The organism is Paenibacillus sp. AGC31 (assembly GCF_057334655.1).
This window is the reverse complement of sequence record NZ_JBHFJH010000028.1, coordinates 340,891-354,808: the sequence shown is the minus strand read 5'-3', so window position 1 is coordinate 354,808 and position 13,918 is coordinate 340,891. Positions and strand designations below refer to the sequence as shown.

The window sequence follows — 13,918 nt, the reverse complement described above, 5'->3', positions numbered from 1 at the left end:
CCCTATTCTTTAATAGCTACAACTCGCAGTCGGCTTCTGTCCAGATACCACTGTCCATCCCGCATCAGTTGTGGCTGTATCCTTTTCTCAACAGCATCCATAATAACATCCTGTTCCGCAGGTGTGATACCACTGAATAAATACTCCGCGAAACTGGTCAACCACTTTCTGGCACCTGGCTTGAACGGAGTAAATTGGTCCACGTGCTGGACCAGACTAACTCGAAATCCGTGTTGCTCCAGAAGGTTAGCATATTCACCAAGGGTTGGATGATACCACGGATTCCGACCTTCCCATTTGTATCCACGGGCATCCAGTTCTTCCTGTACCGCTGTAATTAATATAGCGGTGTTGCCATTTGCAGCAAACTCAGCCACGAATCGCCCGCCCGTCTTGAGCGCTAACTGTATTGATTGTACTACAGCTGGAGCATCCTTTATCCAATGCAGAACGGCATGAGAGAAGACAGCATCAAACGGTTCTTCTGTCCGATAATGACAAGCATTTGCTACATTAATATTCATATCAGGGTATTTCTGTTTAGCTTGCCTAATCGTCTCTTCTGAAAAATCTATGCCTGTTGGTAGCGCTCCTGCGGCTGCAATTTTGGCTGTCAGATCCCCATTGCCACAACCTACATCAAGGATTCGTTCACCTTGGGATGGCTGGAGCAAGGATAAGATATGTGTTTCCTGTAACGTAGCAAAAGGAGCGGAATGACCACTCCACGATTCGTTCGTTTGGCCGGATGAATGTCCGTTATTCATGGATTATAATCTCCTTTTCAATTAAGGATCTAATATATCTATAATAACTTCAATATAAAGGAACTGTCAATTCACTCATCAAATCACCATAAAAAAAGCCGCCAAATGGCGACTTTAACATTAAGAATTCGGATCAACTGAGATTTCGTGTTAGCCCACATATTCCATATTTCACACTCTCCTTGAATTTGTTCTGTAAACTGAAGTTCACTCGAAATCTTCGGTAACTAGCTCTAACCAGCATGTGAAGTATATCTCTCGATGTACGGAATTTTCTTCATACTTAATTTGTGATTCGAGCCTGTCAATCAAAATTTGCCTCACATGGTTTGATAACCACTTCTTCACCTTGTTCACCCAACTTTTCAAATAAACTTTAATCGCTTGGCTCTGTTAACATACTCTTAGTATGCCGAGTCATGGGCTGCAAGCGGTATATCAATCGTCTTAATTGATTGCCTGATCCTCTCAGGCCTCCTTTTGATTCTGTACGGTAAGCTTTATAATGTATGTAGGTTAAATCTGTGAGGAGGATACGTATGACAGAAGAATTATTTCAACCAAAACAGGAATTAAGTGACCTGATCGAACGCCATTCCCACCATAACGGTGCAATGGAAACAGCGATTCCTTCCTTGTTTGTCTATCACCATTCCAAGATTAGTGAGCCGGCATACAGAGTATATAAACCTTCATTTTGTGTAATTGTTCAAGGGTTGAAAGAAGTATTGCTCGCACAGGAACGTTATGAATATGGACCATCCAACTACCTGATTGCTTCCATGAATCTCCCGGTCATCGGGCAGATTATCAAGGCATCCGCTGATGCACCCTACTTAAGTCTCAAGCTTGAATTCACACCGAACCAAATTCTCGAAGTACTTAACGAATGCAATATCAAGGTAACATTCAACGAAAACGCCAGACGAGCCATGTTTGTAGGTCAGATGGAATCGTCCATTCAGGACGCTGTACTCCGACTTGTTCGATTGCTGGATACGCCGGGAGAGATACCGTTTCTGGCTCCGTTATACGTTAAAGAAATCCTGTTCCGCCTCCTTCAAGGGCCTTACGGAGGAGAACTGGCGCAGATTGCGGTTGAAGGCAGCAGCACTTATCGGATCAGAGAAGCGATTGAGTACATCGTTCATCATTGGGAACAGCCATTTCGTATTGAAGATCTGGCTGAGACCGCCAGCATGAGCGTCTCTTCATTCCATCGTCACTTCAAAGAGATCACAGCTATGAGCCCATTACAATTCCAGAAACAATTAAGGTTACAGGAAGCCCGCCGACTTCTGATGGCTGAATCTGCAGATGCGGCAGATGTAGCATTCCGGGTTGGATACGAGAGTGCTTCCCAATTTAGCCGCGAATATGCACGCATGTTCGGTGCGCCGCCAAGAGCCGATATCCGACGGTTGAAAGAGAAATATGACATGGCCTTTAGTGAGTAACCGAGTATGCACTCCATATCTCACAACTATCACACAGAAGGCAAACCAAAAAAGGACAACCACAATGGGTTGTCCTTTAAGATTAGACCAATGCTTCGACCCGTTCAGGAACCTTGATCTCTTCGTGCAATAATTGAGTGATATCACGAGTCAGTGCATCCACATTCTCCTGCTGCGTTGCCCAGCTGGTACAAAATCGCACCGCACTGTGTGTATCGTCAACCTTTTCCCAGAAGGTGAACGTATAACCGCTGCGTAATTTCTCAAGCAAACGATCAGGCAGAATCGGAAACTGCTGGTTGGTTGGTGAATCGTACAGGAAGCGTACCCCCTGCTGTTCGAGTGAGTCATGAATTCTCAAGGCCATATCTACGGCATGGCGAGAAATATCGAGGTACAGACCATCTTCGAACAACGTTTCGAATTGGATTCCCAGCAATCTGCCTTTGGCAAGCAGGCCACCTTTTTGTTTGATCATATAACGAAAATCCGGTTTCAGCGCTTCATTCAGGATAACAACCGCCTCTCCCATCAATGCGCCAATCTTGGTTCCCCCGATGTAAAACACATCACACAAGCGCGCAAGGTCAGCAAGTGTCATATCACTATCGCGTGAAGCGAGTGCATATCCAAGACGTGCTCCATCCACGAAAAACGGAAGACCACATGCCCTGCTCACTGTATGCAATGCTTGCAGTTCTGTCTTGCTGTACATCGTTCCATTCTCCGTTGGCTGGGATACGTAGACCATTCCTGGTTGAACACAGTGTTCCGGTGACGATTCATTCATGTGCGCATCGTAGACGGCTCTAACCTGCTCAGCCGTGATCTTTCCGTCCTCGCTTGGAACCGTGAGTACTTTATGTCCCGTTGCTTCAATAGCTCCGGTTTCATGAACCGCAATGTGTCCAGAGGTGGCAGCAATCACACCTTGATATGGACGCAAAATAGATGCAATCACCGTTGTATTTGTCTGTGTACCGCCAACCAAGAAATGAACATCAGCGTGCTCATTGTCACAGGCCTGACGAATAAGCATTCTCGCCCGTTCGCAATGCTCATCCGTACCATACCCGCTCGTCTGTTCCATATTGGTTTCCATCAGTCTTTGTAAAATTCGTTCATGTGCACCTTCGTTATAGTCACATTCAAATCGTATCATCGTGTGGTCTCTCCTGCCTTTTTGTTCAACTTCTCTTGTATGTTCATCATGGAGGTGTACACCTCTTGAATCTCTTCTTCATTCAATTCTTGCATCAGCTTCAGGATCTGTTGATCGGATCGATCATTCAATTGGGCATAAAGTTCCTCACCCTTGGCTGTCAGACGAATCAGACTGACCCGGCTGTCGGCAGCAGAATCCACTTTCACCAGCAGTCCTTCCTTGGACAGCTTGTTCACAATTCGGCTCATGTAACTGCGATCAATGGTCAGTGCATCCACTAGATTGTTCGCAATGCTTTCTCCCCGAATTCCAATCTCAATAATGACCCGTACTTCTGCAAACGAGTACCCTGTTCCAAGAATATGCTTATCGAGTACACCGAGTATGTTGGTATAAAAACGGTTAAAACGTCGCATGTCAGCCAGTATATCTGGATTTATGTACTGAGAGTTGATGTCAAACCCTCCTTTTTAGTGGACATTGTCAACATTATAATAATCACGTTAGTGGACGTTGTCAACATTATCTTTTACATAGCATTTGATAATCTCATTTTTAACATCCAAACAGAAAAAAGCCACGCATATGCGCGGCAAGGTTGTTCTGTCACCGGAGTGACGAGTGTAAACATTTTTTGTTCAATTTATATGGATTAAGAGTGACTATATTGCACCTGATGAAGACGGCTGTATATCCCTCCAGCGGCGACCAATTCCTCGTGGTTACCCTGCTCAGCGATGCCATCTGTGTTTACTACGATAATTCGATCTGCATTCTTGATAGTTGTCAGTCTGTGTGCAATTACAAGTGTAGTTCTGCCCACCGACAATTCAGCGAGTGATTGCTGAATCAGTGCTTCCGTTTCCGTGTCCAGCGCAGAGGTTGCCTCATCCAGAATAAGAATGGGCGGGTTTTTCAAAAACATACGTGCGATGGACAAACGCTGTTTTTGTCCTCCGGACAGCTTGACTCCACGCTCCCCAATGACTGTATCCATACCGTCTGGCAACGTAAGAATTAATTCCTCCAACGAGGCACGACGGGCGGCATCCCAGATTTGTTCATCCGTTGCACTCAGATCACCATAAGCAATATTCTCCTTAATGGTACCCGAGAACAAAAATACATCCTGTTGAACGATTCCAATATGCTTGCGCAAGGATTGAAGCTTAACGTTACGAATGTCGACGCCATCCACAGTAATACGTCCCTCTTCAACCTCATAGAATCGGGGCAGCAGACTGCAGATCGTCGTCTTGCCTGCACCCGAAGGACCCACAAAAGCTACGGTTTCCCCTGGTCGAACAGATAGACTGATATCACTCAGAATACGCCGACTGGATTCATATCCGAACGAGACGTTCTCGAAACGAATATCACCCTTCACACTTTCGAATTCAACGGCGTTTTTGCTATCAGCAATCTCTGGTTCCGTATCAATGATCTCCAGATAACGCTTGAAACCAGCGATGCCCTTTGGATAACTTTCTATGACAGCGTTAATTTTCTCGATCGGGCGGAAGAAGATATTGGACAGAAGCAGGAAGGCCATAAAGTCACCCATATTGATTCTGCCATCGATATAAAACCAGGCCCCGCTGATCATGACAAATACGGTAACCAGTCGCATCATCATATAACTCACCGAGATACTTTTCGCCATCGTTTTGTAGGCAAGCAGTTTGGTTTTACGGAAATTCTGATTGTCCACCGCAAAAAGTTCTTTCTCATGTTCTTCGTTCGCGAACGATTGTACAACACGCATGCCACCAACGTTATCTTCAATGCGTGCATTGAAATTGCCGACGTCTCCGAAAAGTCGCCGATACGTCTTTGTCATGCGGCCACCAAATACGATAATAACCCAAGCCATAATTGGGATAATGATAAAGGTAAGCAGCGCAAGCTCCAGATTAATGTTAGCCATCAGCCAGAACGATCCGATTAATGTCATTACTGCGATGAATACATCTTCAGGTCCATGGTGAGCAACCTCGCCGATGTCGTTCAGATCATTCGTAAGATGACCAATTAAGTGGCCTGTTTTACGATTATCGAAGAAACGGAAGGACAGCTTCTGCAAGTGAGCGAACATCTTCTCACGCATGTTGGTCTCAATGTTAATGCCCAGCATATGTCCCCAGTATGTAACGACATAGTTCAATACAGTATTAAGTGCATAGATGGATAACAGCACAACACAGGCAAGCATAATGAGAGGCCAATCCTGACCTGGCAACAATTCATTAATGAATTTGCTGACGGCAAGGGGGAAAGCCAACTCCAGAAGACCTGCGAGTACAGCGCATCCAAAATCAATTAAAAACAGTTTTTTATAGGGACGATAATACGAAAAAAACCGACGAATCATACTTATTCACTCTCACTCTCCAGATTCTTATTGGGGTTTACATCTTCATTTTGCAGCTCGAATAGATGGATATACTCGTCGATGACCTGATCAATAGCTTTTAACTCCCCACTGATCACCGGGCGAATATGTTCATACTCCTCCTGTCCAAGTTGTCGGACAAGCGTTGTTCTCCGATTCTGCATTTGTTCCAGAAATACAAGAATTCGGCCGCGACGGAATGTCTGCGCACCACGGCCCCGTTTTCCCTCATGTTCACCATGACCTCTTCCACGTCTGGAACGTTCACCACGTTGCTCATTGTCACTCATATCGCGTCTCGGACGCTCACCTTGACGTACACTTCCATCCACTTCTTCGATAGGACGATCTCTCATTTGTGCCACCCCCATTACGTGTATACATATGTATACAACGTGTTCATGTATACGATTGTATACGCGACAAAAAGAAGTGTCAACCTAAATTTTCCAATAGATAACGAAGTATGTATATTCACCATCTCCCTAACAGAAAAAAGCCGCGATTTCGCGACTTCTTTTGTTGGCGACACTATTTTATCTCACTCATAAACTTTCTATATTCTTGAACCATTTCTTTGGATCGGGTGTGATGCAAATAATGTTCTCCATCAAATGTCATCACTTTTCCATGCACAGAATCTTTGACTTGCTCTTCATGCAAGGGTATCCAGCCTTCTGTTTCCGTATCATTTGCTTGTAAGAAGAAAATCACAGGAAGATCTTTGGGGAAGGACAGGTTCTCAGCTGCTTTGAAATTAGGACCAAAGTTTTCACCTTCATTCAGGTTGTTCGGATTAAACGTATTTTTGAGTGAAAGTACTCTAATTTGTTCTCTGGTCTCATCATCAACATCGGGTGCAATCAGTTGATCAGGGGCCAGTTTCATTAACAATCGGTAGAACCCTGATTTTTTAAGCAGTTTGTACGTTTCGGTTGGAAATGGATCATCATTACCTCCCTGCGTTGGGACACTACTCTCAATTCCGACAAATGAACTTACTTCGTTTGGATATTTGTTCACATAATCCAGGCCGTATATTCCTGAAATGGAGTGAGCCATGAGCGTGTAATTATGAATACCAAGTTGCTGTAACGCTTCATGAATTTCACTAACCATATTTTCAGTGGTACGCTCTTTTTCAGTAATATCACTTAATCCATAACCAAAAGGCTCAATGACAACAACTTTGTAAAATGGAGATAACTCATCGATGAGGGGTTTGAAATCAAGGGCTGGGGCAGGTGTTCCGTATCCAGGAAGCAATACCACCGTTTCTTTGCCTTTTCCTTGAATCAACACATTCATGTTTTTCCCGTCAACTGCTACAAACTGACCATAGGGTTTTATTTTCCCTTCTTCCGATTTGTTGCTAAATACATTAACAATAAAAACAGTGGCAATAAATAATGCAAAAGCGATAACGATGGCTCCGAATATTTTGAGCAAAATGATTAATATTTTTTTCATCATGATGGTGTTCTCCTGTTGAGTTCGTTTGTTGTACAGCCGTTTGAAACGCTATTCATTTTACTTTTTTAATGTAATTTCAAATTGAGAACCAGCCTCACCTGCAAATACAATACGACCGTTTTCTGGTAAAACAACTTCATTTTTACCGCTGACCACGGTGTGATTAATACAAATTCCGGTCTGATCATAGACGGCAAAGGCTCCCTTTGCAGGCATCTTCACTGTCATGACTTTCCCTTTCGCAGTAGCTGGTACCGAAAACCATTTGGCATATCCATCTGCTTGAATGGTTGTGGCGGATTGTTTACCCGAATAGATGGGTTTTACCAGTTCCTCACTGGCGTATACATAACCTAAGGCTGTAAGATACTCTCCACCGTTCTTTTTAGAGAATTGAATGTCCATCGTATCACGTCCGGCAGTACCCGGAATCTGCAAAAGATTGGCTGCTTCGTTTGCTCCAATAATCTTATGATTGGACATATACCCTGGATTCTCTTGATTCATATGAATAGGCAGGATCGATGAAGCATTGAGATAAACCATGGATGTGTATTTCTCATTCACCAGATAATATTTTTTACCATCGCGCTTTGCCCATGCGGCATTAATCTCCTTGGATAATTTATTGGCTTCAAGCTTCTCCCCGTTATATTCTGAGAAAGCCAGCTGTCCGAGTCCTGGAACGGATATATAAGATCGTGACCACAAGTAGGTTTTCCCATTTTTCTCCACAACGAATTTTAACTTGTCTGTACCTTCGTTATTAACAAAAGTACCATCTGCTGTATATGTGTATTCTTGAGCCGGATTACTCGGAGCTGTAAGTGAAGATACAGTCATTTGTCCAGCCTTATTTATTTTGATCTTCATAACTGAATTATTGCTACCATATATACCTGCAAACTTGGAGACTTCCTTAGGCATATTGGCCTTCACGGGTACGCCAAATGATTTTTCTGGCTTCCGTTCTGTAATGATGTCCTTTTCCTCAAGTGCGCCGAGTAATAATTCATTCGCAATGAAATTATTGGTTAAGCTTGACCCGCCTGAAGAGATAACGGCTGCAGCCATATTGTATTCCGGAAGTACCACTAATGAAGACTGATAAGATAACGTATCTCCACCTTTCATAACGGCCTTAATGCCGTATTCGTTGAATGGGAACAAGTTCACACTATCCCCCCCCCAACCCGTAAGACATCAGCGTATCGCTATCCTCTGGCCACATGCCTCTTTTATACTCTTCTTGCGCCATAACTTCTACAGACTTACTGGAAAGAATACCATCAACTTCTCCCGTGAAGATTCTTGAAAATTTGACCAGATCTTCAGCGGTGGAATACAGACCTCCAGTACCGATGATATTATAATTCTCTTTTGGAAGTGGTCCCTCATAAAAAGGGGAATAGATTGCCGCCATGTCTGACGGATTAACCACATCCTGTGGTGATTTGGTATGTTTCATATCCAAAGGCTCCGTGAAATACTTGTGTATAAATGCGGTATAACCGATGCCGCTCACTCTTTCGACCAGAATCTCGGCTAACGTAAAGCCATCGTTGCTGTAGACGGAGTATGCGCCGGGATCTGCTTTCAGGTTTTGATTCGCCAATTGCTCCAGAAACGTATCATGTGAATACGTGTCATTATCTCCGTACAATGTGGCATTGCTGGTTGAGGTGCCCAGAAGACCGGAGGAATGATTCAGCAACATACGGGGTGTGATCTGTTTGTATCGGGTATCTTTCATTGTAAAGTCAGGCATATAGTTCACAACAGGCGCATCCAAATCAATCTTGCCTTCGTCAACCAGCTTCATTACAGCGGCTGTAAGCATCATTTTACTGGTTGAACCAATGCCATAGACGGTGTTCGAAGTAAGAGGTACCTTGTCGTTTATATCGTTCTTGCCCGTTTGACCGGACACCACAATCTCTCCACCATCGATGAGCGCATATTGCAGACTCGTCGTACCATATGTCTCGGTCAGTAATTTGGCTTTTTCGATCACGGCTTTCTTTGTTGTCTCATACGTAAGGTTACTGTTGTTCATGGGGGCCGGTGCTGCCATTGCAGACATTGGGGCAAGTATCGTCAGCATAAGAGTCACAGCAGCTAAAGTATTTCTCTTTCTTGCTCTCCTCACACTCATCTTCAGTTTTGTTACCTCTCTTGGTTTCATTCTTGCATCTACTCCTGTCTTCATCATTGTGTTAAGCCACCTTAACGTGGGCGCTAAAGACAATATAACAAACCAAGATGTCCCCCTAATGACTGCAACATGAACGGAGGATGAACAGGCAAAAAAAGTTTGCATCATCATACGCAAGGAGGTTTATACAGGGTGTCATAACCTAGTGAAGGCTGAAATCCAATCACTCTGTGGGTGTTGTGATTGGCAAGATGACTATGAAGGTCGTTCCTCGTCCATATTCGCTCTCCACCCGGATGTCCCCTTGATGAAGCGAGACGATCTGCTTTACAATAGCTAGTCCCATACCGCTTCCTTCATATTTCTGACTGTGGGAACGATCAGCTTTAAAGAAGCGGTCAAATATACGCTTTTGGTCTTCCGGGAGAATACCAATACCCGAATCCGATATGCGGATCGCCACGTTCTTGATATTCTGTTTGATCGTGACGTTAATTCGGGCACCATCTTTGGAAAATTTGATGGCATTGCCGAAGATATTGATCCACACCTGATTTAACTGGTCATGATCGGCCGTGATTTTGGTGGGCTGCAAATCAAGATCGAACTGAATGTTACGGGCCGACCATTGGGGTTGAATAGCGACGATTACTTGTCTGATCTGTTCATCCAGACTGAGCGTGGCGAGCCGCATTTGCAATGATTGAGATTCAAGCAAACTCAGCTTTAGCAGACTATCACTTATTTTGGACATTCGTGCAGTTTCAGTGATGATAATATCGAGATAATCGCTTCTTTCGTCATCCGGGAGGTCTACCTGCTTGAGCGCTATAGCAAAACCGGAAATGGAAGTGAGCGGAGACTGAACTTCATGGGACACGTTTGCTACGAATTCCCTACGCATCTGCTCAAGCTGCTTTAGATCGTGCATCATTTCTTCGAAACTACGAGCCAGAGTACCTATCTCACCCTTTTGTTTAATATTAAGCTTGACATTGAAATCTCCGGCAGCTATAAGCCGGGTTGCTTCTGTCAGCTTTTTGATCGGTCTCACCAGAAACATAGCCGCAATTAGTATCAATAGGCTTCCTGCTATTAACGAACAAATCATAAAAGTTAAAACAAACTTGATGAGAAATGAGGTGGAAGAGGAAGTGAGGGGCTCTACAAACATTGCTATGCTTCCCATTTCAGTTTTTATCGGCAATCCCAAGAAGATCGTGTCGATTCCATTAACTTGGACCCTTTCCCCATCCAGCACTTTCTTCACTTGTTCTGTAGTCACTAGGAAAGGATGTTGTCCTTTAAGTTCTCCATAGGATTGAAACTGACCCGTTGCTTTATAGATTCGAATGTGGTAAGAGTTGAGTTGTTTCATTTCACTTATAAACATTTCTGCTTCATGTAACGGCAATGTCTCGTAGATGCGGACGATATCCTGGCCAAAGTCAAGCAAGGAGCCTTGTAAGTTTTCGTTTAATTTATCTTGAAATATCCAGGTTGTAGCAAGAAAAGAAAGGATTGTGCCCCCGATCACGGAGACCAGAAAGGTCAGGACTACACGTGTATAGAGGGAGCCGGTCACTCCTGCACCTCTAGCCGGTAGCCAAGTCCCCGCACCGTTTCGATGCGAAAATCGGAGATATCGGCAAAACGTTCGCGTAGACGTTTAATGTGCACGTCTATCGTTCGATCATCGCCCGTATAATTAATTCCCCAAACTTGATCGATTAATTGCTCCCGCGTATAGACTTGTCCCGGTAATCCAGCAAGTTTATACAATAATTCGAACTCTTTAAGCGGCAAGGTGAACGACTCTGTACCCCTCAGGACCTTATAAGTCTGCCGGTTCAGAATAACGTCTCCTAATTGGATGGTCTGCGTTAAACCTATACGGTATCGTTTCAACAGTGCCTTGACGCGAGCCATCAACTCAAGCGGATCGAATGGCTTCGTCATATAGTCATCTGTCCCGAGCTGAAATGCTTGTACTTTCTCCCAGGTCTCGTTTCTTGCCGTCAACATTAGTAACGGAAGATCCGGATTGGCTCTTCGAAGTTCCTCGCATAATGCCCAACCGTCCATGACTGGCATCATAATATCAAGAATAACCAAATCGACTGGCGTGGAGGTATAGATAGCCAGGGCTTCCTTTCCGTCTACGGCGTTGATGGTTGTAAATCCGTCGTTGCGCAAAAATAAACAGACGAGTTTGCGAATGTTCGCATCGTCGTCAGCAACCAATATCGTAGGCATCGTTTCCACTCTCCTAAAAAAGAATAATTCTTCAGTTGAGCAAGAGCGAAGATTTCTAACTGAAGTGACAAACTAATTATAGTTAAATTGAACAAAAGCAGCCGATTACTTTGATCGGCTGCTTTCTTAGTTTCTTTCATAAAACTAACTACGGTACAACATCTATTTTAATGAAATTTCAAATGTGGAATCCACGTCACCTGCAAATACAATGCGGCCGTTTTCTGGTAAAACAACCTCATTCTCACCGCTGACTACGGTATGATTAATACAAATACCCTTCTGATCATATACGGCAAAGGCGCCAGTTGCAGGCATTTTAACCGTCATGACTTTTCCTTTCACCGTTGCTGGTATCGAAAACCATCTGGCATATCCGTCTGCTTGAATCGTTGCTAGAGATTGTTTACCCGAATAGAGTGGTTGTACCATTTCCTCACTGGCGTATATGCTACCGACGGCTGTAATGTACTCTACTCCGTTCTTTTTAGCAAAATAAATCTCCTTTGTATCACGTCCAGCCAGGCCAGGGATTTGCAGCTCCGTGACTGCTTCGTTTGCTCCAATAATCTTAGTATTGGATACATACCCAGGGGTCTCTTTGTCCAAATGAATAGGGAGAATTGGTGCCGAATTGAGATAAACCGTTGATGTATATTTCTCATTCAGCAGGTAATATTTTTTACCTTCACGCTGCTCCCATGAGGCCGTTATATCCTGAGATAATTCATTAGCTTCCAGCTTCTCCATTTTATATTCGGAGAAAGCCAATTGTCCAAGTCCTGGCAAGGATATATAAGATCGATACCACAGATAAGTCCTTCCATTCTTCTCCTTAACAAATTTCAACTTTTCCGTGCCTTCATCGTTAACAAAAGTACCATCCGCTATATAGGTGTATTTTTGAACCGGATCACTTGGAGCTGCGGGTGTGGATACAGTCATTTGTCCAGCCGTATTCATTTCGATCTTCTTAACTGAATTATTGCCGCCATATATACCTGCATTCGTGGCTATTTCTTTAGGTATATCTGCCTTCACAGGCACACCAAATGATTTTTCCGGCTTCCGTTCTGTAATGATGCCCTTTTCCTCAAGTGCGCTGAGTAATAATTCACTCGCAATGAACTGATCTTTGGCACTTGTCCCACCTGATGAGGTAACGGCTGCAGCCAGATTATATTCCGGCAGTACGACTAATGATGAGTGATACGATATGGTATCTCCACCTTTTGTTACTGCCTTGATACCGTATTCACTGAATGGGTACAGATTTACACTATCCCACCCTAAACCGTAAGATATAGACGTATCGCCACCCTCTGGCCACATGCCTTTTTTGTATTCTTCTTGCGCCATGGCTTCTACAAACTTATCGGTAAGAATGCCTTGGACCTCTCCCGTGAAGATTTGTGAAAACTTTGCTAGATCTTCAGCCGTGGAATAAATGCCTCCAGTAGCGATAACATTATAATTCTCTTGTGGAAGCTGACCCTCATACATAGGAGAATAGATTCCCGCCATTGCTGCCGTGTCAACCACATCCTGTGGTGTTTTGGTATGTTTCATGTCCAAAGGTTCCGTAAAATATTGGTGTATAAAAGCTGTAAAACTCATGCCGCTAACACGTTCAACCATAATCTCGGATAACGTAAACCCATCGTTACTATACACCGAGAACTCGCCGGGATCTGCCTTCAGGTTTTGACTCGCCAATTGGTCCAGAAACGTATCATGTGAGTACGTATCATTATCCCCGTACAATGTGGCATTACTGCCCGTGCCTCCCAGCAGACCGGAAGAATGATTCAACAGCATGCGTGGTGTGATTTGTTTGTAGCGATGGTCTTTCATCTGAAAATCAGGTATATAGTTCACAACAGGCAGATCCAAATCCACCTTGCCTTCTTCAACTAACTTCATAACAGAAGCTGTGAGGAACATTTTACTCGTTGATCCTATGCCATAGATTGTATCGGGCGTAAGAGGCACCTTGTTGTTTTTATCGTTTTTGCCCATCTGACCGGACACCACAATCTCGCCACCATCGATAAGGGCATATTGCAGACTTGTGATTCCATGTTTCTCGGTGAGTAACTTGGCTTTCTCCATCACCGTTTTCTTGGTTGGTTCATACGTATGATCACTGCTACTTGTAGCAGGCGCGCCCATTGCAGACATTGGAGCTAACATCGTTAATGCCAGCGTTAACACGGCGATTGAAGTGCGTTTTCCCTTTTGTCGTCCCATTCA

At 44.0% G+C, this 13,918-nt stretch carries 10 protein-coding genes and 1 pseudogene; 1 reads left to right on the top strand and 10 read right to left on the bottom strand.

Annotation, left to right across the window (positions count from 1 at the left end):
* Window positions 1-2: 2 nt before the first annotated feature.
* The gene (locus tag ACE04G_RS15830) at window positions 3-767 is read right to left on the bottom strand and encodes a methyltransferase domain-containing protein (RefSeq protein WP_339308349.1); all 765 of its coding nucleotides are present in this window, start codon (window positions 765-767) and stop codon (window positions 3-5) included.
* 539 nt (window positions 768-1,306) lie between these two features.
* Here ACE04G_RS15830 and ACE04G_RS15825 point away from each other — a divergent pair.
* Entirely contained in the window at window positions 1,307-2,224 is a 918-nt protein-coding gene (locus ACE04G_RS15825; RefSeq protein WP_449004530.1) for an AraC family transcriptional regulator, read from the top strand.
* A gap of 82 nt (window positions 2,225-2,306) precedes the next feature.
* On the opposite strand, the gene ACE04G_RS15820 is transcribed toward ACE04G_RS15825, so the two are convergent.
* The 9 genes and pseudogenes from ACE04G_RS15820 to ACE04G_RS15780 form a co-directional block, all read right to left on the bottom strand.
* A complete protein-coding gene (locus tag ACE04G_RS15820) occupies window positions 2,307-3,386 on the bottom strand; it encodes a threonine aldolase family protein (protein ID WP_221819448.1) in 1,080 nt (359 codons plus the stop codon).
* A complete protein-coding gene (locus ACE04G_RS15815; protein WP_221819449.1) occupies window positions 3,383-3,805 on the bottom strand; it encodes a MarR family winged helix-turn-helix transcriptional regulator in 423 nt (140 codons plus the stop codon). Before ACE04G_RS15815 ends, ACE04G_RS15820 begins: the two co-directional genes overlap by 4 nt.
* Window positions 3,806-4,041: 236 nt before the next feature.
* The gene (locus ACE04G_RS15810) at window positions 4,042-5,760 is read right to left on the bottom strand and encodes an ABC transporter ATP-binding protein (RefSeq protein ID WP_036670808.1); all 1,719 of its coding nucleotides are present in this window, start codon (window positions 5,758-5,760) and stop codon (window positions 4,042-4,044) included.
* A 2-nt stretch (window positions 5,761-5,762) separates the two neighbouring features.
* Complete coding sequence (locus ACE04G_RS15805) at window positions 5,763-6,137, bottom strand: hypothetical protein (protein WP_449004529.1); 375 nt, start codon at window positions 6,135-6,137, stop codon at window positions 5,763-5,765.
* A 175-nt stretch (window positions 6,138-6,312) separates the two neighbouring features.
* Window positions 6,313-7,254, bottom strand: a complete 942-nt coding sequence (locus ACE04G_RS15800; protein WP_449004528.1) for an alpha/beta hydrolase — start codon at window positions 7,252-7,254, stop codon at window positions 6,313-6,315.
* 57 nt (window positions 7,255-7,311) lie between these two features.
* Window positions 7,312-9,409 (bottom strand): annotated as a pseudogene (locus tag ACE04G_RS15795) (serine hydrolase domain-containing protein).
* Window positions 9,410-9,632: 223 nt separating this feature from the next.
* Window positions 9,633-10,994, bottom strand: coding sequence for a sensor histidine kinase (locus ACE04G_RS15790; RefSeq protein ID WP_449004527.1), 1,362 nt, complete (start codon window positions 10,992-10,994; stop codon window positions 9,633-9,635).
* On the bottom strand, window positions 10,991-11,665 hold the full coding sequence (locus ACE04G_RS15785; protein WP_449004526.1) for a response regulator transcription factor: 675 nt from the start codon (window positions 11,663-11,665) through the stop codon (window positions 10,991-10,993). Before ACE04G_RS15785 ends, ACE04G_RS15790 begins: the two co-directional genes overlap by 4 nt.
* A gap of 162 nt (window positions 11,666-11,827) precedes the next feature.
* Entirely contained in the window at window positions 11,828-13,915 is a 2,088-nt protein-coding gene (locus ACE04G_RS15780) for a serine hydrolase domain-containing protein (protein WP_449004525.1), read from the bottom strand.
* Window positions 13,916-13,918 lie beyond the last annotated feature (3 nt).

Excerpts from the sequence above, each read along its gene's own strand:
- ACE04G_RS15830 (WP_339308349.1), bottom strand. The coding sequence starts at position 767 with ATGAATAACGGACATTCATCCGGCCAAACGAACGAATCGTGGAGTGGT.
- ACE04G_RS15780 (WP_449004525.1), bottom strand. The coding sequence starts at position 13,915 with ATGGGACGACAAAAGGGAAAACGCACTTCAATCGCCGTGTTAACGCTG.
- ACE04G_RS15815 (WP_221819449.1), bottom strand. The coding sequence starts at position 3,805 with ATGCGACGTTTTAACCGTTTTTATACCAACATACTCGGTGTACTCGAT.
- ACE04G_RS15825 (WP_449004530.1), top strand. The coding sequence starts at position 1,307 with ATGACAGAAGAATTATTTCAACCAAAACAGGAATTAAGTGACCTGATC.
- ACE04G_RS15820 (WP_221819448.1), bottom strand. The coding sequence starts at position 3,386 with ATGATACGATTTGAATGTGACTATAACGAAGGTGCACATGAACGAATT.
- ACE04G_RS15805 (WP_449004529.1), bottom strand. The coding sequence starts at position 6,137 with ATGAGAGATCGTCCTATCGAAGAAGTGGATGGAAGTGTACGTCAAGGT.
- ACE04G_RS15785 (WP_449004526.1), bottom strand. The coding sequence starts at position 11,665 with ATGCCTACGATATTGGTTGCTGACGACGATGCGAACATTCGCAAACTC.
- ACE04G_RS15800 (WP_449004528.1), bottom strand. The coding sequence starts at position 7,254 with ATGATGAAAAAAATATTAATCATTTTGCTCAAAATATTCGGAGCCATC.
- ACE04G_RS15810 (WP_036670808.1), bottom strand. The coding sequence starts at position 5,760 with ATGATTCGTCGGTTTTTTTCGTATTATCGTCCCTATAAAAAACTGTTT.